The organism is Actinoplanes sp. NPDC049548 (assembly GCF_040676695.1).
Classification (GTDB): domain Bacteria; phylum Actinomycetota; class Actinomycetes; order Mycobacteriales; family Micromonosporaceae; genus Actinoplanes.
Window position 1 is genome coordinate 277,938 of sequence record NZ_JBFAPM010000007.1, and the last position, 26,931, is coordinate 304,868.

The window sequence follows — 26,931 nt, forward strand, 5'->3', positions numbered from 1 at the left end:
CCCTATGGAGACCTTCGGACACCGGCTGCGTGCCGCCATGGACGCCAAGGGCCCGCTGTGCGTCGGCATCGATCCCCACGCCGCTCTGCTGGCGCAGTGGGGCCTCTCGGACGACGTCGCCGGCCTGGAACGCTTCAGCTTTACGGTTGTCGAAGCACTGGCCGATCGGGTCGCCGTACTGAAGCCGCAGTCGGCCTTTTTCGAGAGATTTGGATCACGTGGCGTCGCGATCCTTGAGTCAATTATCCGACAGTCACGGGAGGCCGGTGGGCTCGTGCTTCTCGACGTGAAACGGGGCGACATCGGGTCCACGATGGCCGCGTACGCGAGCGCCTACCTGGATCCGGACAGTGCACTCTGTGCCGACGCGATTACTGTGAGTCCCTATCTCGGAGTCGGTTCTCTGCGGCCGGCTTTCGACGCGGCGGCCGCGAACGGTGGCGGCGTCTTCGTCCTCGCGCTGACGTCCAACCCGGAGGGACCGGCCGTCCAGCACGCCCGCGCGGCCGGCGGCCGGACCGTCGCCCAGACGGTGATCGACGAGATTTCCCAGCTCAACAGGGGTGTGGACGGCCTCGGAAGTTTCGGCCTCGTGGTCGGGGCGACCATCGGGGAGACCGGCCACGACCTCTCGGAGGTCAACGGGCCGCTGCTCGCTCCGGGCCTCGGCGCGCAGGGCGGAGACCCCGCGGGGCTCAAAGCGATCTTCGGCGAGAGCCTGCGGAACGTGCTGCCGTCGTACTCACGCGAGGTTCTGTCCGCGGGCCCGGACCCGGTCGCTCTGCGGGCCGCCGCGGACCGTGCGGAGGCCGCCTGCCGGGCGGTGATCGGGTGAAACGGCCTGCTTACCAGGCCCGGTGGCACGCGGGTGGGGGGTACCCCCACGTTGCCGAAAGCGCCGTTGACCGCTAGTTTTCCCGGCGCCGGGAACCACATGCCCCTTTGGTTCCCTGGCACACCACGTTTCACAGATGCGCCGGTATTGGACTACCAGCGCGATAGGGACCTGAGGAGAACTGGTGCCGCTCCCGTCACTGAGCCCCGAGCAGCGTGCAGCCGCGTTGGAGAAGGCCGCGGAGATTCGCAAGGCCCGGGCCGAGCTGAAGGATCAGCTCAAGTCTGGCAAGACCACCCTCGCCGCCGTGCTCGACCGGGCCGAGGGCGACGACGTCGTCGGCAAGCTGAAGGTCTCGGCCGTGCTCCAGGCGCTGCCGGGCATCGGCAAGATCCGGGCCACCCAGATCATGGAGAAGCTCAAGATCGCCGACAGCCGTCGCCTTCGTGGCCTCGGCGAGCAGCAGCGTAAGGCCCTCCTGGGGGAGTTCGCTGCGAACTGACTCACCGGCTCGTGTAGGAATGAGCCGTGAGCATGGATGACGACGCGCGCCCGGCAGCCCGACTCACCGTCCTGTCCGGCCCCTCGGGGGTGGGCAAGGACAGCGTGATCGAGCTGATCCGGGCGCGCTCGCCATGGATCAAGCTGTCGGTGTCGGTGACGACCCGCAAGAAGCGCGACTACGAGACCGACGGTGAGCACTACCACTTCGTCACCCGTTCGGAGTTCCAGCGTCTGGTGGACGGTGACCAGCTCCTCGAATGGGCGGAGTTCGCCGGCAACCTCTACGGCACGCCGCGCGCCCAGGTCGAGGGCTGGCTGTCGCAGGGCCGGCCCGTGCTGCTGAAGATCGACCTGCAGGGCGCCCGCCAGGTCCGCGCCTCGATGCCCGACGCCCAGCTTGTGTTCCTGGCCCCGCCCAGTGTCGAGGAGCTGCGTCGCCGCCTGATCGGCCGCGGCACCGACGACGAGGAGACCATCCGCCGCCGGCTGGCCCACGCGGACGAGGAGCTGGCCGCCGAGAAGGAGTTCGACCGTACGGTCGTCAACGACTTCGTCGAGCGCGCCGCGGACGAGCTGGTAGGATTGCTCGGTTCGTTATATCTGACCCCTGCCCAGGCGCCGGAGTCGTAGCGAACCGCAGGCTCAGCTCCCGAATCGTGAGGAAATCAATTCCGTGGGAACCATCGCCAACCCCGAAGGCATCACCAACCCGCCGATCGACGAGCTGCTCGACAAGACCTCGTCGAAGTACTCGCTGGTGATCTTCGCGGCCAAGCGCGCCCGCCAGGTCAACGCCTACTACAGCCAGCTCGGTGAGGGTCTCCTCGAGTACGTCGGCCCCCTCGTGGAGACGACGCCGCAGGAGAAGCCGCTGTCGATCGCTATGCGCGAGATCAACGCCGGCCTGCTCACCGCCGAGGCCACCGACCAGCCCTGACGCTCTCGCTTCGCCGACCCGCGTCCCGCTCTGCGGGCGCGGGTCTTCTCGTTTCGACAGGAGTGGCTCATGACCGAGGTCGTGCTCGGGGTCTGCGGCGGGATCGCCGCGTACAAGGCGTGTGAGCTGCTGCGGCTCTTCACCGAGTCGGGGCACGGGGTGCGGGTCGTCCCCACCGCCTCGGCACTCAAGTTCGTGGGGGAGCCGACCTGGGCGGCGCTGTCCGGGCGGCCGGTGACCACCGACGTCTGGGACGACGTCCACGAGGTGCCCCACGTGCGGATCGGACGGCACGCCGACCTCGTCGTGGTCGCTCCCGCAACGGCCGACATGCTCGCGAAGGCCGCTCACGGCCTCGCCGACGACCTGCTGACCAACACCCTGCTGACCGCGACCTGCCCGGTGATCTACGCGCCGGCCATGCACACCGAGATGTGGGAGAACGCCGCCACGCGGGCGAACGTCGCGACGCTGCGTGAGAGAGGTCACATCGTCATCGAGCCGGCCGTCGGACGCTTGACCGGCGCCGACACCGGCAAGGGGCGGCTGCCCGATCCCGAGGCGATCTTCGCGACCGCGTTGCGGGTGCTGCGCAGGGGTGCCGCCAAGGCCGACCTCGCTGGGCGGCACGTCGTGGTGACGGCGGGTGGCACGCGGGAGCCGCTCGATCCCGTACGGTTCCTCGGCAACCGCTCGTCCGGTAAGCAGGGGTACGCCCTCGCGCGGGCCGCCGTGGCCCGCGGAGCCCGGGTGACGCTGATTGCGGCGAACGTCACTCTGCCCGTCCCGGCGGGCGCGGACCTGGTGACGGTCGCCACAACAGAAGAGCTCCGCAAGGCCGCCGTCGCGGCCGCGGCCGGCGCCGACGTCGTGGTCATGGCCGCCGCGCCCGCCGACTTCCGGCCCGCCGACGTGGCCGGTCACAAGATCAAGAAGTCCGACGACGGTGCGGCGCCCAGCATCGCGCTGGTGACCAACCCGGACATCGCCGCCGAGATCGGGTCCGCCAAACGCCCTGGTCAGCTCCTCGTGGCGTTCGCCGCCGAGACCCGCGACGCGCTCGAGAACGCCCGGACCAAGCTCAGCCGGAAACGTGCCGACCTCATCGTCGTTAACGAGGTGGGCGCCGACCTGGTCTTCGGAGCCGACCGCAACACGGTGACGATCCTGGGCGCCGACGGCTCGACCGTGCCGCTCGAGGAACTCCCCAAAGACGATGTGGCGGATGCGATATGGGACGAGGTCGCCTCGCGCCTCGAGCCGCAGGCCAGGCAGGATGGGACGGCGTGAGACCGGACCTGCACCCCCGCCGCGACGGTGACTACACTGCCGCGGAACGAACCTTCGACGAAATCTGAGGAGCACCGTGGCACGCCGCCTGTTCACTTCCGAGTCGGTCACGGAAGGCCACCCGGACAAGATCGCTGACCAGATCAGCGACGGTATTCTCGACGCCCTGCTCCGGCAGGACCCCCGCAGCCGTGTCGCGGTGGAGACCCTGATCACCACCGGCCAGGTGCACGTCGCCGGTGAGGTCACGACCCAGGCGTACGCCGACATTCCCAGCATCGTGCGCGAGACGATCCTCGGCATCGGCTACGACTCGTCGAAGAAGGGCTTCGACGGCGCCTCGTGCGGCGTCAGCGTCTCCATCGGATCCCAGTCGCCCGACATCGCCCAGGGCGTCGACACCGCGATCGAGCAGCGGGTCGGTGAGGCCGGTGACTCGCTGGACAGCCAGGGCGCCGGCGACCAGGGCATGATGTTCGGCTTCGCCTGCTCGGAGACCCCCGAGCTCATGCCGCTGCCGATCGCGCTCGCCCACCGCCTGGCCCGCCGCCTGTCGGCCGCGCGCAAGGACGGCACGATCCCCTACCTGCGCCCCGACGGCAAGACCCAGGTCACCATCGAGTACGACGGCCTGCGCCCGGTGCGCCTCGACACCGTCGTGGTGTCCTCCCAGCACGCCGCCGACATCTCGCTCGAGTCGCTGCTGACCCCGGACGTCCGCGAGCACGTCATCGCCCCCGAGCTCGAGGGCCTGGGCCTGGAGACCGACGGCTACCGCCTCCTGGTCAACCCGACCGGCCGCTTCGAGATCGGCGGCCCCATGGGCGACGCCGGCCTCACCGGCCGCAAGATCATCGTCGACACCTACGGCGGCTACGCCCGCCACGGCGGCGGCGCCTTCTCCGGCAAGGACCCGTCCAAGGTGGACCGCTCGGCGGCGTACGCGATGCGCTGGGTGGCCAAGAACGTGGTCGCGGCGGGCCTGGCCGAGCGCTGCGAGACCCAGGTCGCGTACGCGATCGGCAAGGCGCACCCGGTCTCGCTGTTCGTGGAGACGTTCGGCACCGAGAACGTCCCGGTCGAGCGCATCGAGAAGGCCATCAACGAGGTCTTCGACCTGCGCCCGGCGGCGATCATCCGCGACCTCGACCTGCTGCGCCCGATCTACCAGCAGACCGCGGCGTACGGCCACTTCGGCCGGGAGCTGCCGGAGCTGCTCTGGGAGAGCACCGACCGCGCTCAGGACCTCAAGAACGCGGCTGCCTGAGCACACCGCTTTGACACAGGAGACGGGTGTCCCGGCCGTGGCCGGGGCACCCGCTTCGTTCTCCGGTCACTCGTCCGCTTCGTCCGCAGGCGCTGCGTTGCCGCTGTTCGCCGAAACTGTCGTACCCCGGCGCCAGACTGGGCGGGTGACGGCGAAGAGCAGAGACCGGGAGCCGGCGGCGACGCTGCCGGTCGCACGGGTCTGCGTCGACGTGCCGCTGCCGCATCTCGACCGGCCCTTCGACTACTTGGTCCCCGCCGCGGACGACGAGGCGGCACAGCCGGGCGTGCGGGTGAAAGTGCGCTTCGCCGGGCAGATGGTCAACGGCTTCCTCCTCGAACGGGTGGAGTCCAGCTCCCACGCCAAACTCGCCTATCTGGACAAAGTGGTCTCCGCGGAGACGGTGCTCGATCCGGAGATCGCCCGCCTCGCCCGGTCTGTGGCGGATCGCTATGCCGGAAATCTGTCGGACGTCCTGAGGCTGGCCGTCCCGCCCCGGCACGCCCGCGTCGAAGCCCAGTCCACCCCGCCGCCGATCACCAGCGGTGAAACCTTTCCCGCGGCGGTGGGTGGTGCCGGGCCCGTGGCGGTCGACGTCAGTGGTGGTGTCGGTCCGGTGGCGGTGGATGCCGGTGGTGGTGCCGGGTCGGTGGCGGTGGATGCCGGTGGTGGTGCCGGGCCGGTGCCGGTGGATGCCGGTGGTGGTGTCCGGCCTGCGGCGGTGGATGCCGGCGGTGGTATCGGGCCTGTGGCGGTTGGTGGCAGTGGTGGTGCTCGTTTTGCGGTGGTTGGCGGCGGTGGCGCCGTGCCTGCCGCGGGCGGTGAGGATGTCCCCGCGAGGATTGCCGACGGTGACCCCGCCGACCGGTCGGGTCCTGTTGGCGCCGAGGTGAAGAACGTGGCGACCGCAGCCGGTGACGTGCCTATCGGCGACCCGGCCGACTCTCGCCATGGCCTCGAGGACAGCGCCAGTTCCCTCGGCATGGGCGGTGACGGGCCGGGGGTTCCCAGTTCCGTTGATGGCGATGACGGCCGGCCGGCTCGTGGCGCCATGGAGCACAGTGCTGTGACGGGGCCCCATGGCGGCCCCGCCGGGAACCGGTCGGACAGTGGGGTGCCCGGGCATGGGCCCGGCGATGAAGTGCCGGGGCGTGGGCCGGGCGGTGAGGTGGCCGTCGGGGAGCTCAGGGGCACGGGGTGGGACGACTATCCGGCCGGTTCCGCCTTTCTCCATGCGCTCGCCCAGGGGCGGGCGCCGCGGGCTGTGTGGTCGGCGCTGCCCGGGGAGAACTGGCCCGCGCGGATCGCCGAGGCGGCTGCCGCCACCGTGCGGAGCGGGCGGGGCGTCGTGGTCGTGGTGGCCGACGCCCGGGATCTCGAGCGGGTCGATCATGCTCTGGGCAAGGCGCTCGGGGCCGGGCGGCATGTGGCGCTCAATGCCGCCGCCGGGCCGTCCGAGCGCTATCGGCGGTTTCTCGCCGCGAGCAGGCATCAGGTTCCGGTTGTCGTCGGGACGCGGGCGGCGATGTTCGCGCCTGTGGGGAATCTCGGGCTGGTCGTGATCTGGGACGACGGCGACGATCTGCACGCCGAGCCGCGGGCTCCCTATCCGCATGCTCGGGAGGTGCTGCTGACCCGGGCGCATCTGGCCGGGTGTGGTGCGCTTGTCGGGGGCTTCGCGCGTACCGGGGAAGCGCAGTTGTTGTTGGAGACCGGGTGGGCGAAGGAGATCGTCGCGAGCCGGGACACGTTGCGGGCGCGGAGTCCTTTGATCGCTCCGACGGGTGATGACTCGCAGCTTGCGCGGGATCCCGGGGCGGTCAGTGCGCGGTTGCCGAGCCTGGCGTGGCAGACCGCGCGGCAGGCGTTGCAGGCCGGCATGCCCGTGCTCGTGCAGGTGCCTCGGCGTGGCTACCTTCCGTCGGTGGCGTGTGCGGAGTGCCGGACGCCGGCGCGCTGCCCGCATTGTTCGGGGCCGTTGGGGCTGGCCGGGGCGCGGTCGGTTCCCAGCTGTCATTGGTGCGGGCGGACCGCCGCCGCGTATGCGTGTCCGGCCTGCGGGGGGCGGCGGTTGCGGGCCTCCGTGACCGGTGCCCGGCGGACCGCGGAGGAGCTGGGGCGTGCGTTCCCTGGCGTGCCGGTGCGCACCTCCGGCCGCGACGAGGTGCTCGACACCGTTCCCGGCGACGCCGCCGTGGTCGTGGCCACGCCGGGTGCTGAGCCGGTCGCCGAGGGTGGGTACGGGGCGGTGCTCCTGCTCGACACCTGGGCCCTGCTGACCCGGGCGGACCTGCGCGCGGCCGAGGAGACGATGCGGCGCTGGCTCTCGGCCGCCTCGCTGGCCCGGCCCGGGTCCGCCGGTGGCCGGGTCGTGGTGGTGGCCGACGGGTCGCTGGCGCCGGTGCAGGCGCTGCTGCGCTGGGACCCCGGGTGGTTCGCGGCGCGGGAGCTCACCGAGCGCCGGGAGCTGGGGTTTCCGCCCGCCGCCCGGTTCGCGAGCCTCACCGGCAAGGCCGAGGCGGTCGCCGAGCTGCTCGCCGCCACCCGGCTGCCCGAGGGGGCCGAGCTGCTCGGGCCGGTGCCCGCCCCGGAGGATCAGGAACGGATGCTCGTCCGGGTGTCGCGGGGGCGGGCCGCCGAGCTGGCCCGTGCCCTGCACGAGGGCGCCGCGGTGCGCAGCGCCAAGAAGGCGCTCTCGCCCGTGCGGGTCCAGGTCGATCCGGCGGAGTTGTTGTAGCGGGGACGTGGAGGCCGCTGTAGCCGGGACGCGCCCGGGCGGCGGCTAGATCGGCAGTGGGAGGGCGGCGCCGGGAGAATGGGGCGATGGATGCCGCCGCGGCCGTCAACGTTCTCCTTTCACCCGGGGCCGGGGTCGACCCCTATCCCGCCTACACCGCGTTGCGGTCGCACGGGCCGGTCGTCGCCGAGGGTGGCGCCTTCTTCGTCACCGGGTGGCAGGCCGCGGACGCGGTGCTGCGGGACCCAGCGATGATCGTCTTCGACTCCGACCTGCTCGACCGGCATTGGCCCGAATGGCGCAGCAACAGGGGTGTCGCCCTCTTCGCCGACTCGATGCTGAAGCAGAACCCCCCGAACCACACCCGCCTGCGCCGGCTCGCGTCCGGTGTCTTCACCGCCCGGCGGGTCGGCCTGCTGCGGGACGTCATCGAGGCGCAGGTCGCGGAGACCCTGGACGAGATGGTCGCGGGCACCGCCGGCGGGGTGACGGACTTCATGACGCAGCTGGCGTACCCGCTGCCGATCAAGGTGATCTGTGCGCTGCTGGGGGTGCCGGCCGCCGACCGTGGACGGTTCCGGCGGCTGGCCGAGGCGCTCACCGTCGTGCTGGAGATGCAGCTCACCGAGGAGCAGGCTGCCGGTGCCCACGCCGCTGCCGAGGAGCTGGAGGAGTACTTCGCCGCTCTCATCGAGGTGCGCCGCCGGGATCCGCAGGACGACCTGGTCACCGCCCTGGCTGCGGCGCACGACTCCGGTGGGGACAAGCTGACGGCCGGTGAGCTGATGGGGAACCTGGCTCTGCTGCTGGTGGCCGGGTTCGAGACCACCACCAACCTGCTCGGCAACGGCCTGCGGCTGCTCCTGGAACGACCGGCGCTCGCCCGGCGGCTGCGGGAGGACGCCGATGCCGCTCCCGCCTACGTCGAGGAGATGCTCCGGTACGACCCTCCGGTGCAGCTCACCGGCCGTTTCGCGGGTGCGGACACCGTGGTTGCCGGGGTGCCGGTGCCGGCGTACAGCGAGATCATCGTCTTTCTGGGCGCCGCGAACCGGGACCCGGCGAAGTTCGAGGACCCGGACCGGTTCGATCCGGACCGGGCGGGCAACGCGCCGCTGTCGTTCGGTGCCGGTGTCCACTACTGCCTCGGCTCGCCGCTCGCCCGGCTGGAGGCTCAGGTCGCGCTGCCGGCGGTGCTGCGCCGCTTCCCGGGGCTCGAGGCCGCCGGTGAGCCCGTTCGCCGGGACCGGCTCACGCTGCGCGGATGGGCGACTCTACCCGTCGCGGTGGGCTCCGTAGACTAGGCGCGACCCGTCATACCCGACGTCAGGAGTGGCACCGCGTGACCGTCCAGCCCATCCGCCTGTTCGGCGACCCGGTGCTGCGTTCGCAGGCCGATCCGGTCACCGACTTCGACAAGGAACTGCGCACCCTGGTCCGGGACCTCACCGACACGATGCTCGACGAGGGCGGTGCCGGGCTGGCCGCGCCGCAGCTCGGGGTGGGGCTGCGGGTGTTCGCGTTCGACGTCGACGACGTGGTCGGGCACATCGTGAACCCGGTGCTCACCTTCCCCGACGACGAGGAGCAGGACGGGCCCGAGGGCTGCCTGTCCATTCCCGGCGTGTACGTGGACACCAAACGCCGCCAGAACGTCGTCGCCGAGGGGTTCAACGAGTTCGGGGACCCGGTTCGCCTCGTCGGCACCGGGCTGATGGCGCGCTGCGTGCAGCACGAGACCGACCACCTCGACGGCGTTCTGTTCCTGGACCGCCTCGACGCCGCCGCCCGGAAGGACGCGATGAAGCAGATCCGCGCCGCCGACTGGTACGACGCCGCCAAGCCGCCAGTGGTCAAGACCAGCCCGCATGGCAGCGGCCTTTTCGGCCTGGGGCGGTGAGCATGCGTCTCATCTTCGCCGGTACGCCGGAAGTCACGCTCCCGTCGCTCGAGGCCATCGCCGCCTCCTCGCACGAGCTGGTCGCCGTGGTGACCCGCCCCGACGCGCCGGCCGGCCGGGGGCGCCGGCTGGTTCGCTCGCCCGCCGGGGCGTGGGCCGACGAGCGGGGGATCGAGGTGCTCACGCCGGAGCGGCCGCGGGAGCCCGAGTTCCAGGAGCGGCTGCGGCAGATCGCCCCGGACTGCGTGCCGGTCGTCGCGTACGGCGCCCTGGTGCCGCCGTCCGCGCTGGAGATCCCCAAGCACGGCTGGGTGAACCTGCACTTCTCGCTGCTGCCCGCCTGGCGGGGTGCCGCTCCCGTGCAGCATGCCGTCCTGCACGGCGACGAGGTCACCGGCGCGAGCGTGTTCGAGCTCGAGGCCGGCATGGACACAGGCCCGGTGTACGGCACCCTCACCGAGCAGATCCGGCCGCACGACACCTCCGGTGACCTGCTCGGTCGGCTGGCCACCGAGGGCGCCGGCCTGCTGGTCGCCGTGCTCGATGCGATCGAGGCGGGCACCGCGCGCGCCCATCCGCAGCCCGCCGACGGGGTGAGCATGGCTCCGAAGATCACCGTCGAGGACGCCCGGGTGCGCTGGGACGACCCCGCCTTCGCCGTCGACCGGCGGATCCGCGCCTGCACACCCGCGCCGGGCGCCTGGACGACCCTGCGCGGCGAGCGGCTGAAGCTGGGCCCGGTGCGCCCGGTCGCCAACGCGGCCGTTCTCAAGCCCGGTGAGCTGCTGGTCGAGCGCACCCAGGTGCTCGCCGGCACCGCCACCACCCCGGTGATCCTCGGCGAGGTCCGGGCCGCCGGCAAGAAGCCCATGTCCGCGAGCGACTGGGCACGCGGCCTGCGGATCAGTCCGGGAGAGCAGCTTCAGTGAGTTCCGAGCACGGCGCCGACCGCCCGCGCGGCCTGCGGATCAATCCGGGAGAGCAGCTTCAGTGAGTTCCGAGCACCGCGCCGACCGCCCGCACAACTCCGGGCGGCCGCGGCGCCCCGGCGGACCGGGGTACGGCCGGACCGAGGGCCGCGACGCCCGTACCGGCCGGGGACCGCGCGGCGGGCGGCCGCCGTCGGATCCGGCCCGGCAGGCCGCGTACGAGGCGATCGCCGCCGTACACCGCGACGACGCGTACGCGAACCTGGTCCTCGCCGACATCCTGCGCGGCATGGGGCTGCACGGGCGGGACGCGGCCTTCGCCACCGAGCTGACGTACGGCACCCTGCGTGCCCTGGGCACCCTCGACCTGATCATCGCGGCGGCGGCCGGGCGTGATGTGGCGCGCATCGACCCGCCGGCGCGGGACGCGCTGCGGCTGGGCGCGTACCAGTTGCTGTTCACGCGGGTCCCGGCGCATGCGGCGGTGAACCAGACCGTGGACCTGGTCCGGTCGGTCGCGCCCGGCGCGGCCGGTTTCGCCAACGCGGTGATGCGCGGCATCTCGGAGACCAGCGTCGACGACTGGCTCACCCGGGTCGCGCCGGACTACGCCGAGGATCCGATCGGGAACCTCGCCGTCGTGCACCACCACCCGGAGTGGATCATCCGCTCGTTCGCCGAGGCCCTCGGCGGCGACCTGGACGACACAGCCCGGCTGCTGATCGAGGACAACCAGCCGCCGGTCGTGCACCTGTGCGCGCGCCCGGGCCGGGCCGACGCGGTCGACCTCGCCGACGAGGTCGAGGGGGTGCCGGGGGCGTTCTCGCCGTACGCGGTCTACCTCAACGGCGGTTCGCCGGGCGATCTCGCCGCCATCCGCGACGGCCGCGCCCACGTCCAGGACGAGGGGTCGCAGCTGGTCGCCGCCGCGCTGCTCGCCGCGGAGGTCGAGGGGCGCGACACCCGCTGGCTGGACCTGTGCGCCGGGCCGGGCGGCAAGGCGGGCCTGCTGGGCTCCATCGCCGCTCAGCGGGGCGCCGAGGTCACCGCCGTCGAGGTCGCCGACCACCGGGCGCGGCTGGTGGAGCAGGCGACCGCCGGCCTGCCGGTCACGGTGCTGCCGACGGACGGGCGGACGGTCGGCCGCGATCCGGATCTGCCGGAGGAGGCGTTCGACAGGGTGCTGGTCGACGCGCCGTGCACTGGCCTGGGCTCGCTGCGCCGACGTCCCGAGGCGCGCTGGCGCCGTCAGCCGGCCGACCTGCCGCCGCTCACCCGGCTGCAGCGTGAGCTGCTGGTCGCGGCGCTGCGGGCGGTCCGCCCGGGCGGTGTCGTCGCGTATGTGACGTGTTCGCCGCACATGGTGGAGACGCAGGTGACGGTGACCGAGGGTTCGCGGCGCAGCGGGGTGGAGGTCGACTTCGTGGACGCGCGGCCGCTGCTGCCGCCGGGCATGCCGAAGCTCGGACCCGGGCCGACGGTGCAGCTGTGGCCGCACCGGCACGGCACGGACGCCATGTTCCTGGCGGTGCTGCGCCGCACGAGCTGAAAGTTCACATTTCAGGTCAACAAAGTCGCGTATGGTCCATCCATGGATGTCGTTGGCGTGGGATTCGGACGTACCGGCACACTCAGCCTGAAGTTCGCCCTGGAGCGGCTGGGCTTCGGCCCGTGCCTGCACATGTCAGGGCTGTTCGAGGAACCCGGCCGTGCGGAAGCGTTCCGGCGGGCGGCCGAGGGTGACCCCGCGAGCCTGCCGGCGGCGCTGCAGGGCTTCCGCTCCACGGTGGACTGGCCGGGCGCCTTCTTCTGGCGGCAGCTGGTCGCCGGGCATGCCGCGGCGAAGGTCATCCTGACCCTGCGGGACCCGGACGCCTGGTACGACAGCGCTCACCGGACGATCTTCCAGACGGCGCAGATCGCCCCGCGTGACGGCAACCCGACCGTCGCCATGATCGAGGCGGTGGTCTGGGAGGGCACCTTCGGCGGCCGTTTCGCCGACCGGGATCACGCGATCCGGGTGTTCGAGGAGCACAACGCCGAGGTCCGGCGGGAGGTCGCCGCGGACCGGCTGCTGGAGTTCACGGTGAGTGAGGGATGGGCGCCGCTCTGCGCGTTTCTGGGCGTACCGGTGCCGGACGAGCCGTTCCCTCGCCTGAATGACACCGCGTCGTTCCGTGAGCGCGCGCAGGCGGTCAGTCGACCGGCAGAACCGACGGGCCGGCGTTCCTGAGCGACCGTGTGAGGGTGCGCTCGGCGAAGTAGATGAAGCAGCGCACCCGGCGCTCGCCGGCCAGCCACTCGGTGCGGGTGGGGTTGTAGGAGATCCAGCCGCTGCGGTACTGCATGTCCGAGTCGTCGGGCAGCGCGGCGAAGCGGGCGATCACGCTGCGGCAGGCCGCCGCGCTGCGGTCGGTGCCGGCTTCCAGCTCCTTGTACGAGACGTCGGGCGCCTGCCACAGCCCGGCGAACTCGGCGCGGTGCTTCCTGTCGCACGGCACCGAGCGCATCTCGGTGACCGTCTCGCCGTCGACCGTGGGCGTGAAGCAGCCCAGGCGCAGCGGGGACGGCCGGGTGAGCTCGCCCTCGAGGCTGCCGGTGCGGCCGCTCTGGCCGTACCCGTCAAGATCGGTCTGGGTGAGATCGCAGCGGAACCAGCGCGCCCCGCCGGACCAGCCCTTCCCGGTGGGCCACACCACGTGGACGGCCAGCCGGGCGGTGCGCCAGTCGCCGCCGGCGAAGTCCACCGCGGCCTCGGAGCACTCGCTGTATGCCGAGCGGGCTCCGGCGGTGCCCGCCGCGGGTGGCACGTCCGAGTCGGGCGCCCTGCCGACGTGGAAGGTCTCGCTGACGTGCACCTCGCCGCAGCCGACCGGCTGGTCGTCGACGGCCGACGCCGTCGGCGCGAGCCGGGCGTGGCAGACCCGCACGGCCGGGCTCAACGCCGCGGGCGCGGGCAGCGGTGCCCAGTCGTCGGTGAGGTCACCGTCCCCGCCGTGCGAGGGCGTGGCGGAGCATCCGGCGGCGAGCATCGCCACCGCCACCGCCGTCACCACCGCCCGCATGCCAGCCTCCCGTCCGGAACCCCATGAGTATCCCGGCCCGGCGTGCGGAGGCCATACACTTCTCCGGTGGAGTCATCGCCGATCATCGCCCCCAGCATCCTCGCCGCCGACTTCGCGCGTCTCGCCGATGCGGTGCACGCCATCGAGGGGGCGGCCGACTGGGTGCACGTGGATGTCATGGACAACCATTTCGTCCCGAATCTGACCATCGGCCTGCCGGTCGTGCAGAGCCTGCGCAAGGCGACCAGCATCCCGTTCGACGTGCACCTCATGATCGAGGACCCGGAGCGGTGGGCCCCCGGCTACGCGGAGGCCGGCGCCCACAACGTGACCTTCCACGCCGAGGCCTGCGAGGACCCGGTGGCGCTGGCGAAGACGCTGCGCGCGGCCGGCGCCAAGGCCGGGCTCGCCATCGACCGGGACACCCCGGTGGAGCCCTACCTGGAGCTGCTGCCCTACGTGGACACGCTGCTCATCATGACCATCAAGGCCGGCTTCGGCGGCCAGAAGTTCCTGCCCGAGATGCTCGACAAGGTGCGCGACGTGCGCCGGCGGATCGCCGCGAAGAACCTCGAGGTGCGCCTCGAGGTCGACGGCGGCATCGCGGCCGACACCATCGAGCAGGCGGCCGAGGCCGGTGCCGACGCGTTCGTCGCGGGCACCGCCGTCTACGGCGCGCAGGACCCCGCCGAGGCGGTCCGCAAGCTGCGGGGGCTCGCCGAGCGCACGGTCGTGCGGGCATGAGCGACTGCACCGAACCGCGCTCAGCGGTACCGGACGACGGCCGTGACGGTGAGGGCCAGGAGTCCATGCCCCGGCGGGCCGGCGCATGAGTACCGGCGAGCCCGAGGAGAAGCCCGACCTCGTCATGGTCGTCGACGACGACGAGGACATCGCCGGGTTCGTCGCGTTCAACCTCAAGGTGCACGGCTTCGAGGTCATCCGGGCGCGCGACGGCCAGGAGGCGCTGGAGCTGATGGAGTCGCGCCGCCCCGACCTGGCCGTGGTCGACTGGATGATGCCGCGGATGGACGGCGTCGAGCTGACCCGCCGGTTGCGGGCCGAGCCGCTGACCTCCGCGCTGCCGGTGATCATGCTGACCGCGAAGGGCATGACCGTCGACAAGGTCGTCGGGCTCACCGCCGGCGTCGACGACTACCTGGTCAAGCCGTTCGACACCGCGGAGCTGATCGCCCGCGTCTCCTCGACGCTGCGGCGCAACAAGGAGTTCCGCGAGGTGTCGCCGCTGACCGGGCTGCCCGGCAACGCGCGCGTGACGCGGGAGATCGCCGACCGGATGAAGGCCGGCGGGGACTTCTCCGTCGGCTACGTCGACATCGACCGCTTCAAGCCCGTCAACGACGTGTACGGGTTCGACCGCGGCGACGACTTCATCACCACGCTGGCCCGCAGCCTGCACCGCGCCGCCACCGCCGCCGGGCGCCCGCCGGTGTTCCTCGGCCACATCGGCGGCGACGACTTCGTCTTCATCTGCCATCCCGACCAGGTCCTGCCGCTGACCAAGCACATGGTCACCGACTTCGAGGCCTCCGCGGACCAGCTGTACGACCCCGAGGACGCGCGCCGCGGCTACATCGAGGTGCCGGACCGGCGTGGTGGCAAGCAGCGGGCGGCGCTGGTCACGCTCTCCATCGGCGTCGCGCAGTCCACCGTCGGGGGCCGTGCCTACTCCGACCATCGGGCCGTGGTCGCGGTCGCGTCGGAGATGAAGAAGGTCGCCAAGAGCCAGCCCGGCTCGTACGTGGCCATCGACCGCCGGCGCAGCGACTCGGAGAACCTCGATGACCCGCCGCTGTGATGTCGATGTTGTGACGTGGATCGCCCGCCGGGTGGCAATCCGCGGATGACGTGCAAGACTGGCCGGTGACCCACCACGCGCTGGCGGGACTCGGTGAAATTCCGAACCGGCGGTGATCCTCCTGCTCCACGAGGGGGTAAGCCCGCGACCCGGACGTCGTTCCACGGCGGCCGGTGGACCTGGTGAGACTCCGGGGCCGACGGTTGGTCGACCGGCACACGCCGATCGGTCAGACAGTCCGGATGGGAGACAGCGCGCGGATCAGGACCGAGGGCTCGTCGCGGCGTGCCCGGCCCGGGGCGGCGCGAAGCGTCCCCTGCTGTCCTGTTCCCATCGTTCTCCCTCCCTGAGCGCGTGACCGCACCGCGTCAGGGAAAGGCAGGGAGATGGTCACCGAGGACGAGGCCATGCGGCGCGCGATCGCGCTTGCCGCCCGTGGCCTCGGCACCACGAGCCCCAACCCGGTCGTCGGCTGCCTGCTGCTCGATCCGGGCGGCGAGGTCGTCGGGGAGGGCTTCCACGCGTACGCGGGCGGTCCGCACGCCGAGATCGTGGCGCTCGCGCAGGCCGGCAAGCGCGCCCGGGGCGGCACCGCGGTGGTCACCCTCGAGCCGTGCAACCACACCGGCCGGACCGGTCCGTGCGCGCAGGCGCTCATCGCCGCGGGAATCAAGCGGGTGGTCATCGCCGTCGACGACCCGACGCCCGTCGCGGCCGGGGGAGCGGCGACGCTGCGGGCCGCGGGGGTCGAGATCGAGACAGGGGTACGCCGTGAGCAGGCCGAGGCGGGCAACGTCGCCTGGCTGACCGCCGTCCGCCGCGCCCGCCCGTACGTGACCTGGAAGTACGCGGCGACGCTGGACGGGCGCTCGGCGGCGGCCGACGGCACCAGCATGTGGATCACCTCCGAGCCGGCCCGGGCCGACGTGCACCGGCTGCGCAGCACGGTCGACGCCATCGTGGCCGGGGTCGGCACCGTGCTCGCCGACGACCCCCAGCTCACCGTCCGGGACCTGCGCGACGGCAGCCTCGCGATCAAGCAGCCGCTGCGGGTGGTCGTCGACTCCGCGGGGCGTACCCCGGAGAAGGCCCGCGTCCGCGACGCCGCCGCCGAGACCTGGATCGCCACGGCGGCCGAGGTCGGCGCGGGGCCGGACGGCCACGTCGACCTCTCCGCCCTGCTCGCCGGCCTGTACGCCCGCGGCATCCGAGCGGTGCTGCTCGAGGGCGGCCCGACGCTGGCCGGGGCGTTCCTCGCCGCGGGGCTGGTCGACCGGGTGGTGGGCTACGTCGCGCCGAAGCTGCTCGGCGGGGGCCGCACGGCGCTGGTCGACGCGGGCGTCACCACCATCGCCGAGGCGATCGACCTGGACTTCACCGACATCACGCAGGTCGGCTCCGACCTGCGTTTCACGGCAACACCGCGTCCCAAAGGGGAGTCCTGATGTTCACCGGAATCGTCGAGGAACTCGGTGAGGTCGTCCGCCTCACCGACGCGGGGAACGACTCGGCGGTCCTCGCCGTACGCGGCCCCCTCGTCACGTCGGACGCACGGCACGGCGACTCCATCTCCGTCAACGGGGTCTGTCTCACCGTCATCGACAACGAGGACGGCGTCTTCACGGCCGACGTCATGGGCGAGACCCTGCGCCGCTCGTCGCTGGGGGCGCTCGCGCCCGGCAGCCCGGTCAACCTCGAGCGGGCCGCGACCGTGGGCAGCCGGCTCGGCGGTCACCTGGTCCAGGGGCACGTCGACGGGGTCGCCACGATCATCGCCCGCGAGCCCGCCGCCGAGTGGGAGGTGCTGCGCTTCTCGCTGCCGCGGGAGCTCTCCCGCTACGTGGTGGAGAAGGGCTCGATCACGGTCGACGGCGTCTCGCTGACCGTCATGGCGGTCGACGACGAGTCGTTCAGCGTCGGGCTCATCCCCACCACCCTCAAGCTCACCGTCCTGGGATCCAAGGGCGTCGGCGACCCGGTCAACCTCGAGGTCGACGTCATCGCGAAGTACGTCGAGAAGATGCTGGGGGACCGTCATGTTGGATGACATTCAGCGCGCAGTCGCGGACATCGCCGCCGGGAAGCCGGTGATCGTCGTCGACGACGAGGACCGCGAGAACGAGGGCGACCTCATCTTCGCCGCCGAGCACGCCACGCCGGAGCTGCTGGCGTTCATGGTCCGCTACACCTCGGGGTACATCTGCGTGCCGCTGACCGAGGAGGAGGCCGACCGCCTCGACCTGCCGCCCATGTTCCACACGAACCAGGACCGGCGCGGCACGGCGTACGCGGTGACCGTCGACGCGCGGGAGGGCGTCAGCACCGGCATCTCGGCCGCCGACAGGGCGCACACGATCCGGCTGCTGGCGAGCGCCGACACCCAGCCCACCGACCTGTCGCGCCCGGGACACGTCGTGCCGTTGCGGGCCAAGCCCGGCGGTGTGCTGCGCCGGCCGGGGCACACCGAGGCGGCGATCGACCTGGCCGTGCTCGCGGGGCTGCGCCCGGCCGGGGTGCTCTGCGAGATGATCAACGACGACGGCACCATGATGCGCCTGCCCGACCTGGAGAAGTTCGCGGTCGAGCACGACCTGGCGCTGATCAGCATCGCCGACCTGATCGCGTACCGGCGGGGGCAGGAGCACCAGATCGAGCGGGTCGTGGAGACCCGGCTGCCGACCGAGCACGGCCACTTCACCGCGGTCGGCTACCGGGCGGCCGTCGACGGCGGCGAGCACGTCGCCCTGGTCTACGGCGACCTCGGCGACGGCGAGGACGTGCTGGTGCGGGTGCACTCGGAGTGCCTGACCGGGGACGTGTTCGGCTCGGTGCGCTGCGACTGCGGACCCCAGCTGGACGCCGCCCTCGAACGGGTCGCCGAGGCCGGCCGGGGCATCGTGCTCTACATGCGCGGGCACGAGGGCCGGGGGATCGGGCTGCTGCACAAGCTGCAGGCGTACCAGCTGCAGGACCGGGGCCTGGACACCGTCGACGCGAACCTGGAGCTGGGCCTGCCGGCCGACGCCCGCGACTACGGCACCGGCGCGCAGATCCTCGTCGACCTGGGCGTGCGCTCGATGCGGCTGCTGACCAACAACCCGGCGAAGCGGGCCGGGCTGGAGGGGTACGGCCTGACGATCACCGGCCGGGAGGCGCTGCCCGTGCGCCTGCACCCGGAGAACGTGCGGTACCTGCGGACCAAGCGGGACCGCATGGGCCACCTGTTCGAGGCGTTGGGCTGACCCCCGCACGCCACATATGGGATCATTTTCGTGAAGGGGGCATCATGGCCGGTTTCGGGGATCCACACCTGAACACCGTCGACGCCGCCGGCCTCAAGGTCGGCATCGTCGGCGCACGCTGGCACTCCGACCTGGTCGACCACATGGTCGACAGGGCCCAGGCGGCCGCGAAGGCATGCGGCGTCGACGACGTGATCGTGACCCGCGTCGCGGGCTCGGTCGAGCTCCCGATCGTTGCCCAGGCCCTGGCGAAGAAGTGCGACGCCGTGGTCGCGCTCGGCGTGGTCATCCGCGGCGAGACCGCCCACTTCGACTACGTCTGCGACGCCGTGACCGCCGGCCTGACCAGGGTGTCGCTGGACGAGCGCACCCCGGTGGCGCACGGGGTGCTGACCGTCGAGAGCCTCGGCCAGGCCAAGGACCGCGCCGGTCTCGAGGACTCGATCGAGGACAAGGGCTGGCAGAGCACCGTGGCCGTGCTCGACGCCGTGCTGGCGATCCGTGAGGTCGAGAAGGCCTGATCCGCCGACGTTGATCGGCTTCGACATTCTGTAGCTCGTGACGAATGCCAAGCCGGTCCTCGTGGGATCCCAGCTCGCCGCGGCCGGGGCCGTCGGTGCCGTCGTCGTGCCGGCGGTGTCCCGAGTGATGCTGGTCGCCGCGTTCGGAGGCGGCGCGCCCGCGTTCTGGGGGGTGGGGCTGGCCGGCGCGGTGGCCGTCGCGACCGGCCTGGCCGTCGTGGCACGGGCGACCCGGGACGTCACCGTCCTCGGCTCGACCGTCGCCGGGCACGTGCTGTGGGCGGTGCTGGTGACCGGGTTGGGCACCGCGGGCTGGGCGCTGGGCTGGTCGGTGCTGGAGACCATCGGTTACGCGGTGCACCCGGTGTGGGCGTCGGTGCTCGGCGGCATCCCGTACGCGTTGATTGCCGGCCTGCTCCTGCGCGGATGGCGACTCAGCCTTGCGGCCTGCGGGCTGACCGTCGTGCTACTCGCAGCCGCCGGGATGGTGCTGCACCGCGAGTGGCCGGCGGAGTTCGAGCAGCGTATGCAGCTGGCCGGCGTCCACCGGGAGACCTCGTACGCGGTCAGCATCCCGGGCTACACCCCCACCGACCACGACTACGGCGACGGGCTCGGCGGCGGCGGGTTCCGGCCGGCCGGCTCCGGCGCTGTTCCCCCGGACCTCTTCATCACGGTCGTCGCGCACGACGTGCTCCACCAGGGCGAGGCGATGTGCGGCCAGCCGACCGCCCTGGACGCGCGCCTGGCCTGGGGCGCCTGCACACGCGAGGCGGGCGGCCTGATCTACCGGCACAACGAGGTGGAGCACGGCTACCAGGTCACCGTCGGCCACCGCTACGTGACGGTCGCGGGCGACGCGGCGGTCGAGCACGCCGCACTGCGAGCGGCGGCGCTCAGCCTGCACCCCGCCACCGCCGCCGAGCTGGGCGGCCACGAACAGACCGGCGAGTACTTCGCGGCGAGGATTCCCGGGTTCGCCGGGCAGGTCATCGGTATCCCGCCCGGCATGCAATACGAGCCCGTGGACCGTGCGTACCGCGGTCCGTCCAGTGTGGCCGTGCGTCTCTCGGTGTCCTATGGCGACGGCCGGTCCGTGTGCGTCCGTGTCGCCGAATGCCGGACCGAGGGCCCGGGACTCCGCTACGTCCGCCGGGAAGATCATCACGGGTACGCGATGAGCCGCGGCGAGGTCGTCGTTCAGGTGGTCGGCGGGCTCAGGGTCGACCCGGCGGTGCTCCGGAAGGCGGTCGGGGAGGCGCGCCCGGCCACCGATGAGGAGCTGGGCCGCGCGCTTCCGCAGCTACCCGCGCGTACCGTCGGCGACCGCCTGCGATCGTGGTTGCGCGACCGCTTCTAGCGCCGCCTGAAGGTCAGAGCCCGGCTGGGCCACGGCTTGCCGGAGGCGGGTGCCGACGTCGTCGGGGCGACGGACGTCGGCGTGGCCTTGGGCTTCTTCGTGCGGGTCGGCGCCACGGTCGTCGTCGGTCCGGTTTCCGCGGAGCTGCCGTCCGCATTGACGAACTTCCAGGTGACGCCCCGCAGGACGCCCACGCCCAGGGGCTCGAACTTCTCGAAGACCGGCTTGCTGAGGTCGAGATGGGTCGCGTCGCACCCGGGGCACTTGTCGCGCACCGGCACCGTGACCGTCTTGCCCTTGTAGGTGACCGCCACCGCGATGCCCTTGCACAGCGGGTCCTTGTTCGGGTTGGCGGACGTCCACCAGGTGTGCGAGACCGCGACGAAGCTCTGGGTGGCCGCCTTGATCTCAGTGCCACAAGCACCGTAGCCGGCGTCGTCGTAGTAGGTGGCCTTACCGGTCTGCGACTTCCCCACGGGGATGGTGGCCGCGGAGGCGGAGGTGGTCACCATGGCGACCACGACCGTGACGGTTGCCGCGAGCCCGCCGACGACTGCTGTGGTGACACGGCTTCGGGGACGGCGCAGACGCATGGTGATCCTTCCGGGCAGACAGACGCGCCTACGCTACGGATGCGTTGTTTCCCTGCCCTTAGACGACGACCAAGCTGTCCTGAAATCCTCCTTAAGTCGCCCGCCGGCGAGCTTGTCCCTGACGCGGCGTGATGGCCCATAGTCTCCGGGCGTGGAGGAGAACCTGACCGTGGGACGGGTGGCCGAGCTGGCCGGCGTGACCGTCCGCACGCTGCATCACTACGACGAGATCGGCCTGCTGCGGCCGTCCAAGCGGACCACGGCCGGGTACCGGGCCTACTCCGCGGGCGACGTGGAGCGGCTGCGGGAGGTCCTCGCGTACCGGCGGCTGGGGTTCGGGTTGCGCGAGATCGCCGATCTGGTCGACGACCCGTCCACCGACGCCGTCGCGCACCTGCGGCGGTTGCGCGGCCTGCTGGTGGAGCAGCGCGACCACGCCGCCGCCATGGTCGCGGCCATCGACAGGGAACTGGAGGCACGGGCGATGGGAATCCGGACGACGCCGGAGGAACAGCTGAAGGTGTTCGGCGCGCAGTTGTACGACGCGATCGGTGCCGCCTACCCGGCGACACGACGCACCGAGCCGCGGTTCGCCGCGCGCATCTGGGAAGCACTCGGTGACGCCCGGACGGTGCTGAACGTGGGGGCCGGCACCGGCTCGTACGAACCCTCCGACCGAGAGGTCACGGCGGTGGAACCGTCAGCGGTCATGCGAGCGCAGCGTCCCGAGGGCGCGGCGCCGTGCGTGGCCGCGGCGGCGGAGAACCTGCCGTTCGAGGACCGGTCCTTCGACGCCGCGATGGCGGTCAGCACCGTGCATCACTGGGCGGACCCGGTTGCCGGGCTGCGGGAGATGCGCCGGGTGGCCCGCCGGGTGGTGGTGTTCACCTACGACGCCGACGACACCGGCTGGCGCCGGCGGTTCTGGCTCACCCGCGACTACCTGCCGGAGTTCGCCGAGCTGCTCGTCGGCTGGCCCGCACTCACCGACCTGACCCGCGCGATCGGGGGCCGCGCGGAGCCGGTGCCCGTCCCCTGGGACTGCGCCGACGGCCTGTTCGAGGCGCACTGGCGCCGCCCCGAGGCCTACCTCGAGGACCGGGTCCGGCGTGCCGTTTCGGTATGGACCAGGGTCGGGCCCGAGGCCGAGCACCGGGCCGTGAGCCGGCTGCACGACGACCTCGCCTCGGGCCGGTGGGCCGAGCGGAACCGCGAGCTCGCCATCCAGGACACGGCCGAGCTCGGTCTCCGCTTGCTCGTGGCCTGAGCCGTCGCAGGTGAGCCCTCGTACGAGCGAACGGCCCCCGGTGGCCGTTGACCGTCCGCCGGAGCACCGAATAGCTTGCCCGGGTGGTGCGATCAGTGCGGACCTCAGAGCTGGACGAGCTCCGGTCCTTCCTCGACCCGCAGTTCTATCGCAGCACCGCCCGGATCGTGGACCGGTCGCAGTCGCTCGACGCCCACTTCGACGTGGTGCGGGCCGGTCCGGTGACGATCGGCGTGGGCCGGTTCGGTGCCGATCTCGACGTGTCGATGCGGGGGATCGATGCCTTCCACGTCAACGTGCCGAGCTCGGGATGGCTGCGCCGGCATCAGGACCGGGCCGATCCCGTCGTCGTCCCGCCGGGTGATGCGGTGCTGTACCAGCCGGGCGAGCGGGTGCACGACCGGTGGAGCGGCGACTGCTCGGCGCTGAGCATCAAGATCGAAGCGGCGGCGTTGCGCGCCCAGCTGGCGGGGATGCTGGACGCACCGGTGACGTCTCCGCTGCGGCTCGGGTCGCGGCTCGAGGTGGCGCAGGGTCCGGGGCTCACCTGGCTGCGCCTGGTACGCCTCCTGGCCGGCGATGCCAGGGATCCCCGCGGGCTGGTCCACCACCCGCTGGTGCGCGACCGGCTCGTCGAGATGATGCTGGCCGGGCTCGTCATGAGTACGAGTCATCGCCACCGGGAGGACCTCGACCGGCCGCCCCGCCGGGTCACCGCCACCGGCCCGGTGCGCCGGGTGGTGGACGCGATCCGGTCCCATCCCGAGTCCCCGTACACGCTCGGGACGCTCGCGGACATCGCCGGCGTCGGACGGCGGACGCTGCAGGCTGCCTTCCAGCGCCAGGTCGGCACGTCGCCCATGCGCTACCTGCGCGACGTACGGCTGGCCCGGGCCCACGCGGACCTCTGCGGCGAGTCGCCGGCGACGGTGGCATCGGTCGCGTACACCTGGGGCTTCACCCACCTGGGACGCTTCGCCGCGCTCTACCGGGCCCGCTACGGGACGGTCCCGTCCCAGCACCGGCGTGAGGGCGCGGCACCCGCTACCGAGCGGTGACGACGAAGGCGGCCATGGTGGCGCTGACCGTACCGTCGCCGAAGCGGTCCGCCACGGCACCGGTCACCGCGTCGGTGACGGTGACCAGGCCCTCCGGGTCGCGTTCGGTGATCTCGTGACGCAGGGGTGTGCCCTGGCAGAAGCCGACGGCCACCTCGCGCGCGGACGGCGCCACGCTGGGCAGGGTGACCGCTTCCACGGTGACCTCGGTGAAGCCGGCGGCGCTGAGGGCGTCGCGGATCACCGCCGGGTCGTGGTAGCCGTGCGGGATGCGGGACATGAACTGCGGGGGGTCGTCCGGGAAGAGCCGGGCCAGCGCGGAGGCGACCGTCGCCGGTATCGGGCTGGTCTCGAGCCGGTCCCACACGCTGAACACCAGAGTGCCCTGTGGAGCCAGGACGCGGCGCATTCCGCGGTACGCCCGGTTTTTGTCGGGCAGGAACATGACACCGAACTGGCAGTAGATCGCGTCGAAGCTGCCGTCGGCGAAGGGGAGGTCCTGCGCGTCGGCCGTCCGGAACTCCACCGCGGTCGCGCGGGCACGCCGCGCCGCGACGTCGAGCATCGGCTGGTGCAGGTCGGTGGCGACGATCCGGGTGCCGGCCGGAACCGCCCGTGCCACCTCCGAGGTGGCGATGCCCGTGCCGGCAGCCAGCTCCAGCACCCGGTGCACCGGCAGCGCGGCCAGCCGCGCGGCGAGGTCCTCGGCGAACGGGCGGAACAGCATCGGACCGAGGCACCGGTCGTAGATGTCCGGGATCGAACCGGCGAAATGGTGATCGCTCATCGGGTCACAGCCTTCCTGCTTCGATGATCCGGGCCAGGAACTGCCGGGTACGCGCCTCGACCGGGTCGCCGAGCACCTGCTCCGGCGGCCCCGCCTCGAGGACCCGCCCGCCGTCGAGGAAGACCACGCGGTCGGCCACCTGCCGGGCGAAGCCCATCTCGTGGGTCGCCAGCACCATGGTCATCCCGTCCTCCTTGAGGCCGCGGATCATCGTGAGGACCTCGCCGACCAGCTCCGGGTCCAGCGCGGACGTCACCTCGTCGAGCAGCAGCAGGCGCGGGCTGTTGACCAGCGCGCGGACGATCGCGACCCGTTGCTGCTGGCCGCCCGAGAGCCGGTCCGGGTAGCTGTGCGCCTTGTCGGCGAGGCCGACCCGGTCGAGCCAGGCCATGGCCTGGTCGTGGGTGTCGCCCACCGAACGGCCGTGGACCTCCTGCGGGGCGAGGGTGATGTTGCGCAGCACGGACATGTGCGGGAAGAGGTTGTAGGACTGGAACACCATGCCGATGCGGCGGCGGACCAGGTCCGGGTTCACGCGGGGGTCGGTGATGTCCTCGCCGTCGAGGCGGATCGTGCCGTCGTCGATCTCCGTGAGCAGGTTGACGCAGCGCAGCAGGGTGGACTTGCCCGAACCGGAGGCGCCGATCAGCGCCACCACCTGATGCTCGCCGACCTCGAGCGACAGGTCGTCCAGCACGAGCGTCGAGCCGAAGGTCTTGCGGACGTTCTCGCAGGACAGCAGCATGTCAGGCCCCCGCGGACTGGCGGCGGGCCGCGCGCAGGGTGACCCAGTCCGTCACGCCGATGAGCGGCAGGGCGAGGAGCACGAAGAGCACACCGGCCACAATGTACGGCGTGAAGTTCGCCTCCTGCGCCGTGGCGATCTGGGCGGCGCGGACGGCGTCGATGGGGCCGGCCAGCGACACGAGGCCCACGTCCTTCTGCAGGGCCACGGTGTCGTTGAGCAGCGGCGGGGCGACCCGGCGTACGGCCTGGGGCAGCACCACGTGGCGCATGGTCTGCCGGTAGGTGAGGCCGAGCGACCGGGCGGCGGCCAGCTGGCTGGGGTGCACCGACTCGATGCCGGCCCGGAACACCTCGGCCAGGTACGCGCCGTACGTGATCACGAGCGCCGCCCCGCCGAGGACCAGCACGCTCGGCATGCCCTGCAGGCGCAGACCGGGCACGCCGAGGGTGAACACGTACAGGACGATGATCAGCGGGAGGCCGCGGAACGCGTACGTGTAGCCGGTGGCCAGTGCCCGTACCGGGAAGAAGACCGGACCCCGCAGCGTGCGCAGCACCGCGACCAGCAGGCCGAGCGCCAGCGCGGCCGCGGCACAGACGACGAGCAGCCGGACGTTGAGCCACAGTCCTTCGAGGATGTCCGGCAGGTATTTCTTCGCGACCTCCCCGTCGAAGAACGACGCCTTGACCCGTTCCCAGCCGGGCGCACCGGTCACGGCGAAGGCGAGGGCGGCACCCACGATCGCGGTGGAGAGCGCGGCGAGCAGCACGGAACGGATCGTCTGCCGCCTGCGGTAAGCGATCCGCCCGCGCTGAACCTCGCTGGGCAGGTATGGCGTCACGAAAGCTCGGGAGCCCCGCCCGTGCTCGCCAGCCAGGTCTTCTCGAGCACCGCGAGGGTGCCGTCCTGGCGCAGCTGCTCCACGGCCCGGCTGACGCACGGCGTCAGCTTCGAGTCCAGGTCCAGGACGAGACCGAACTGCTCCGGTACGCCCACCTGCGGCAGCTGCCCGACGATCACGCCGTCCTCGAGCTCCGCCGCCGTCATGTAGAACGCGGTCGGCAGGTCCACCACGATGCCGTCGACCTGCTTGTTCTCCAGGGCCTTCTTGGCGTCGTCGTTGTTGTTGAACACCTGAGGCGCGGCCGACGGCTTGATCAGCTCGTTGATCGCCTGGTAGCTGGTGGTGCCGACCTGGGCGCCGAGCTTGGCGCCGCTCAGCTCGGCGACCGTCTTCGCGCCGTCGATCTTCGAGCCCTTGGTGGTGATCACCGTCTGCCGGACCAGGTAGTACGGCGAGGAGAAGTCGACCGCCTTGCGCCGCTCCGGCGTGATCGAGAACTGGTTGATGTCGAAGTCGAAGGTCTTCGGGCCGGGCGCGATCGCGTTGTTGAACGTGACCGAGGTCCAGACGACGTTCTGCGCCGGGTAGCCCAGCCGCTCGGCGACCTGGTAGGCCACGGCGGACTCGAAGCCCTTGCCGTTGGCCGGCTTGTTGTCGCTGAACCACGGCTCGTACGCGGGGTTGTCGGTGCCGATGGTGAGCTTGCCCGGCGTCCTGGTGTCGAGGGCACCCGGCGTGCAGGTGGGCTGGGAGGTGGACGCGGAACCGCCGGCGTCGGGGGAGTTCTCATCCGCCGGAGCGCACGCGCCCAGCGTGACGAGGAGCACAACGGCGCTGCCGACCGCCGCGACGGTGTTTCTGCTGAGCATGAAGGGGAGGCTAACCCACGTCCCAAGGTATGGGGCCGTCCGTCGCCACTCCGTGATGAGCTGCCACAATCGGCTCCCGTGAAGACGTTCGAAGAGTTGTTCGCCGAGCTCCAGACGAAGGCGGCGCAGCGGCCCGAGGGTTCGGGCACCGTCGCGGCGCTGGACAAGGGTGTGCACTTCATCGGCAAGAAGGTCGTCGAGGAGGCCGCCGAGTCCTGGATGGCCGCCGAGCACGAGGGCCCCGAGCGGGCCGCCGAGGAGATCTCCCAGCTGCTCTACCAGGCGCAGGTGCTGATGATCGCGACCGGCCTCGAGCTCAAGGACGTCTACCGACATCTGTGACGTGCCCACCGCCTGCG

At 72.0% G+C, this 26,931-nt stretch carries 28 protein-coding genes; 22 read left to right on the forward strand and 6 right to left on the reverse strand.

The window, feature by feature from the left end:
* The first annotated feature begins 4 nt into the window (after window positions 1-4).
* From pyrF to AB0J80_RS16960, 12 genes are all read left to right on the forward strand, one after another.
* On the forward strand, window positions 5-835 hold the full coding sequence (gene pyrF / locus AB0J80_RS16905) for an orotidine-5'-phosphate decarboxylase (RefSeq protein WP_364705502.1): 831 nt from the start codon (window positions 5-7) through the stop codon (window positions 833-835).
* 184 nt (window positions 836-1,019) lie between these two features.
* The gene (gene mihF / locus AB0J80_RS16910) at window positions 1,020-1,337 is read left to right on the forward strand and encodes an integration host factor, actinobacterial type (RefSeq protein WP_071807771.1); all 318 of its coding nucleotides are present in this window, start codon (window positions 1,020-1,022) and stop codon (window positions 1,335-1,337) included.
* A gap of 32 nt (window positions 1,338-1,369) precedes the next feature.
* On the forward strand, window positions 1,370-1,969 hold the full coding sequence (gmk, locus tag AB0J80_RS16915) for a guanylate kinase (RefSeq protein ID WP_364705503.1): 600 nt from the start codon (window positions 1,370-1,372) through the stop codon (window positions 1,967-1,969).
* A gap of 43 nt (window positions 1,970-2,012) precedes the next feature.
* Window positions 2,013-2,276, forward strand: a complete 264-nt coding sequence (rpoZ, locus tag AB0J80_RS16920) for a DNA-directed RNA polymerase subunit omega (RefSeq protein ID WP_071807772.1) — start codon at window positions 2,013-2,015, stop codon at window positions 2,274-2,276.
* 69 nt (window positions 2,277-2,345) lie between these two features.
* The gene (coaBC, locus tag AB0J80_RS16925; RefSeq protein WP_364705505.1) at window positions 2,346-3,566 is read left to right on the forward strand and encodes a bifunctional phosphopantothenoylcysteine decarboxylase/phosphopantothenate--cysteine ligase CoaBC; all 1,221 of its coding nucleotides are present in this window, start codon (window positions 2,346-2,348) and stop codon (window positions 3,564-3,566) included.
* Between the two features lie 76 nt (window positions 3,567-3,642).
* Entirely contained in the window at window positions 3,643-4,833 is a 1,191-nt protein-coding gene (metK, locus tag AB0J80_RS16930; RefSeq protein ID WP_364705507.1) for a methionine adenosyltransferase, read from the forward strand.
* Between the two features lie 145 nt (window positions 4,834-4,978).
* Entirely contained in the window at window positions 4,979-7,570 is a 2,592-nt protein-coding gene (locus AB0J80_RS16935) for a primosomal protein N' (protein ID WP_364705508.1), read from the forward strand.
* Between the two features lie 86 nt (window positions 7,571-7,656).
* On the forward strand, window positions 7,657-8,874 hold the full coding sequence (locus AB0J80_RS16940) for a cytochrome P450 (RefSeq protein WP_364705510.1): 1,218 nt from the start codon (window positions 7,657-7,659) through the stop codon (window positions 8,872-8,874).
* A 38-nt stretch (window positions 8,875-8,912) separates the two neighbouring features.
* On the forward strand, window positions 8,913-9,470 hold the full coding sequence (gene def / locus AB0J80_RS16945; protein WP_364705512.1) for a peptide deformylase: 558 nt from the start codon (window positions 8,913-8,915) through the stop codon (window positions 9,468-9,470).
* Window positions 9,471-9,472: 2 nt separating this feature from the next.
* Window positions 9,473-10,399, forward strand: a complete 927-nt coding sequence (gene fmt / locus AB0J80_RS16950; RefSeq protein ID WP_364705665.1) for a methionyl-tRNA formyltransferase — start codon at window positions 9,473-9,475, stop codon at window positions 10,397-10,399.
* Window positions 10,400-10,460: 61 nt separating this feature from the next.
* Window positions 10,461-11,948 (forward strand): transcription antitermination factor NusB, encoded by a 1,488-nt coding sequence (locus AB0J80_RS16955; protein ID WP_364705514.1) that lies wholly within the window; start codon window positions 10,461-10,463, stop codon window positions 11,946-11,948.
* A gap of 42 nt (window positions 11,949-11,990) precedes the next feature.
* Window positions 11,991-12,632 (forward strand): sulfotransferase family protein, encoded by a 642-nt coding sequence (locus AB0J80_RS16960; RefSeq protein ID WP_364705516.1) that lies wholly within the window; start codon window positions 11,991-11,993, stop codon window positions 12,630-12,632.
* Here the strand turns inward: AB0J80_RS16960 and AB0J80_RS16965 are convergent.
* Window positions 12,595-13,464 carry a septum formation family protein gene (locus AB0J80_RS16965; RefSeq protein ID WP_364705517.1) on the reverse strand — a complete coding sequence of 290 codons (870 nt, stop codon included), beginning with the start codon at window positions 13,462-13,464 and terminating at the stop codon, window positions 12,595-12,597. The two genes, AB0J80_RS16960 and AB0J80_RS16965, sit on opposite strands and share 38 nt — an antisense overlap.
* 66 nt (window positions 13,465-13,530) lie before the next feature.
* On the opposite strand from AB0J80_RS16965, the gene rpe reads away from it, so the two are divergent.
* The 7 genes from rpe to AB0J80_RS17000 all read left to right on the forward strand — a co-directional run bounded on the left by rpe (window position 13,531) and on the right by AB0J80_RS17000 (window position 20,406).
* Entirely contained in the window at window positions 13,531-14,208 is a 678-nt protein-coding gene (gene rpe, locus AB0J80_RS16970) for a ribulose-phosphate 3-epimerase (RefSeq protein WP_364705519.1), read from the forward strand.
* An 85-nt stretch (window positions 14,209-14,293) separates the two neighbouring features.
* The gene (locus AB0J80_RS16975) at window positions 14,294-15,283 is read left to right on the forward strand and encodes a response regulator (protein WP_364705520.1); all 990 of its coding nucleotides are present in this window, start codon (window positions 14,294-14,296) and stop codon (window positions 15,281-15,283) included.
* Window positions 15,284-15,669: 386 nt separating this feature from the next.
* Window positions 15,670-16,728 (forward strand): bifunctional diaminohydroxyphosphoribosylaminopyrimidine deaminase/5-amino-6-(5-phosphoribosylamino)uracil reductase RibD, encoded by a 1,059-nt coding sequence (ribD, locus tag AB0J80_RS16980; protein WP_364705522.1) that lies wholly within the window; start codon window positions 15,670-15,672, stop codon window positions 16,726-16,728.
* Window positions 16,728-17,330, forward strand: coding sequence for a riboflavin synthase (locus AB0J80_RS16985; RefSeq protein WP_364705524.1), 603 nt, complete (start codon window positions 16,728-16,730; stop codon window positions 17,328-17,330). Before ribD ends, AB0J80_RS16985 begins: the two co-directional genes overlap by 1 nt.
* Window positions 17,320-18,525 (forward strand): bifunctional 3,4-dihydroxy-2-butanone-4-phosphate synthase/GTP cyclohydrolase II, encoded by a 1,206-nt coding sequence (locus AB0J80_RS16990; RefSeq protein WP_364705525.1) that lies wholly within the window; start codon window positions 17,320-17,322, stop codon window positions 18,523-18,525. Before AB0J80_RS16985 ends, AB0J80_RS16990 begins: the two co-directional genes overlap by 11 nt.
* A gap of 44 nt (window positions 18,526-18,569) precedes the next feature.
* Window positions 18,570-19,046, forward strand: coding sequence for a 6,7-dimethyl-8-ribityllumazine synthase (ribH, locus tag AB0J80_RS16995; RefSeq protein WP_364705527.1), 477 nt, complete (start codon window positions 18,570-18,572; stop codon window positions 19,044-19,046).
* Between the two features lie 37 nt (window positions 19,047-19,083).
* On the forward strand, window positions 19,084-20,406 hold the full coding sequence (locus AB0J80_RS17000) for a hypothetical protein (protein WP_364705529.1): 1,323 nt from the start codon (window positions 19,084-19,086) through the stop codon (window positions 20,404-20,406).
* On the opposite strand, the gene AB0J80_RS17005 is transcribed toward AB0J80_RS17000, so the two are convergent.
* The gene (locus tag AB0J80_RS17005; RefSeq protein ID WP_364705531.1) at window positions 20,403-20,999 is read right to left on the reverse strand and encodes a cysteine/serine endopeptidase inhibitor; all 597 of its coding nucleotides are present in this window, start codon (window positions 20,997-20,999) and stop codon (window positions 20,403-20,405) included. The genes AB0J80_RS17000 and AB0J80_RS17005 overlap by 4 nt on opposite strands.
* Window positions 21,000-21,150: 151 nt before the next feature.
* Between AB0J80_RS17005 and AB0J80_RS17010 the strand changes: the two genes are divergently transcribed.
* Entirely contained in the window at window positions 21,151-22,266 is a 1,116-nt protein-coding gene (locus tag AB0J80_RS17010; RefSeq protein ID WP_364705532.1) for a MerR family transcriptional regulator, read from the forward strand.
* A gap of 95 nt (window positions 22,267-22,361) precedes the next feature.
* Window positions 22,362-23,324, forward strand: coding sequence for an AraC family transcriptional regulator (locus tag AB0J80_RS17015; protein WP_364705534.1), 963 nt, complete (start codon window positions 22,362-22,364; stop codon window positions 23,322-23,324).
* Here the strand turns inward: AB0J80_RS17015 and AB0J80_RS17020 are convergent.
* From AB0J80_RS17020 to AB0J80_RS17035, 4 genes are read right to left on the reverse strand one after another with little or no spacing between them, the layout of a single operon-like run.
* Complete coding sequence (locus tag AB0J80_RS17020) at window positions 23,311-24,111, reverse strand: methyltransferase domain-containing protein (RefSeq protein WP_364705535.1); 801 nt, start codon at window positions 24,109-24,111, stop codon at window positions 23,311-23,313. The genes AB0J80_RS17015 and AB0J80_RS17020 overlap by 14 nt on opposite strands.
* A gap of 4 nt (window positions 24,112-24,115) precedes the next feature.
* Complete coding sequence (locus AB0J80_RS17025) at window positions 24,116-24,856, reverse strand: amino acid ABC transporter ATP-binding protein (protein WP_364705537.1); 741 nt, start codon at window positions 24,854-24,856, stop codon at window positions 24,116-24,118.
* A 1-nt stretch (window position 24,857) separates the two neighbouring features.
* Window positions 24,858-25,700: an amino acid ABC transporter permease gene (locus AB0J80_RS17030; protein ID WP_364705539.1), complete on the reverse strand. Its 843-nt coding sequence runs from the start codon at window positions 25,698-25,700 to the stop codon at window positions 24,858-24,860.
* Window positions 25,697-26,572, reverse strand: coding sequence for an ABC transporter substrate-binding protein (locus AB0J80_RS17035; protein ID WP_364705540.1), 876 nt, complete (start codon window positions 26,570-26,572; stop codon window positions 25,697-25,699). Before AB0J80_RS17035 ends, AB0J80_RS17030 begins: the two co-directional genes overlap by 4 nt.
* Window positions 26,573-26,650: 78 nt before the next feature.
* Here AB0J80_RS17035 and AB0J80_RS17040 point away from each other — a divergent pair, with 78 nt between their 5' ends.
* Window positions 26,651-26,914, forward strand: a complete 264-nt coding sequence (locus AB0J80_RS17040; protein WP_364705542.1) for a phosphoribosyl-ATP diphosphatase — start codon at window positions 26,651-26,653, stop codon at window positions 26,912-26,914.
* Window positions 26,915-26,931: the final 17 nt, after the last annotated feature.

What these genes read in the sequence shown, in the direction of transcription:
- pyrF (WP_364705502.1), top strand. Translation starts at nt 5, where the DNA reads ATGGAGACCTTCGGACACCGGCTGCGTGCCGCCATGGACGCCAAGGGC.
- gmk (WP_364705503.1), top strand. Translation starts at nt 1,370, where the DNA reads ATGGATGACGACGCGCGCCCGGCAGCCCGACTCACCGTCCTGTCCGGC.
- coaBC (WP_364705505.1), top strand. Translation starts at nt 2,346, where the DNA reads ATGACCGAGGTCGTGCTCGGGGTCTGCGGCGGGATCGCCGCGTACAAG.
- AB0J80_RS16940 (WP_364705510.1), top strand. Translation starts at nt 7,657, where the DNA reads ATGGATGCCGCCGCGGCCGTCAACGTTCTCCTTTCACCCGGGGCCGGG.
- fmt (WP_364705665.1), top strand. Translation starts at nt 9,473, where the DNA reads ATGCGTCTCATCTTCGCCGGTACGCCGGAAGTCACGCTCCCGTCGCTC.
- AB0J80_RS16960 (WP_364705516.1), top strand. Translation starts at nt 11,991, where the DNA reads ATGGATGTCGTTGGCGTGGGATTCGGACGTACCGGCACACTCAGCCTG.
- AB0J80_RS16965 (WP_364705517.1), bottom strand. Translation starts at nt 13,464, where the DNA reads ATGCGGGCGGTGGTGACGGCGGTGGCGGTGGCGATGCTCGCCGCCGGA.
- AB0J80_RS16975 (WP_364705520.1), top strand. Translation starts at nt 14,294, where the DNA reads ATGAGTACCGGCGAGCCCGAGGAGAAGCCCGACCTCGTCATGGTCGTC.
- ribD (WP_364705522.1), top strand. Translation starts at nt 15,670, where the DNA reads ATGGTCACCGAGGACGAGGCCATGCGGCGCGCGATCGCGCTTGCCGCC.
- AB0J80_RS16985 (WP_364705524.1), top strand. Translation starts at nt 16,728, where the DNA reads ATGTTCACCGGAATCGTCGAGGAACTCGGTGAGGTCGTCCGCCTCACC.
- AB0J80_RS16990 (WP_364705525.1), top strand. Translation starts at nt 17,320, where the DNA reads ATGTTGGATGACATTCAGCGCGCAGTCGCGGACATCGCCGCCGGGAAG.
- ribH (WP_364705527.1), top strand. Translation starts at nt 18,570, where the DNA reads ATGGCCGGTTTCGGGGATCCACACCTGAACACCGTCGACGCCGCCGGC.
- AB0J80_RS17005 (WP_364705531.1), bottom strand. Translation starts at nt 20,999, where the DNA reads ATGCGTCTGCGCCGTCCCCGAAGCCGTGTCACCACAGCAGTCGTCGGC.
- AB0J80_RS17020 (WP_364705535.1), bottom strand. Translation starts at nt 24,111, where the DNA reads ATGAGCGATCACCATTTCGCCGGTTCGATCCCGGACATCTACGACCGG.
- AB0J80_RS17025 (WP_364705537.1), bottom strand. Translation starts at nt 24,856, where the DNA reads ATGCTGCTGTCCTGCGAGAACGTCCGCAAGACCTTCGGCTCGACGCTC.
- AB0J80_RS17035 (WP_364705540.1), bottom strand. Translation starts at nt 26,572, where the DNA reads ATGCTCAGCAGAAACACCGTCGCGGCGGTCGGCAGCGCCGTTGTGCTC.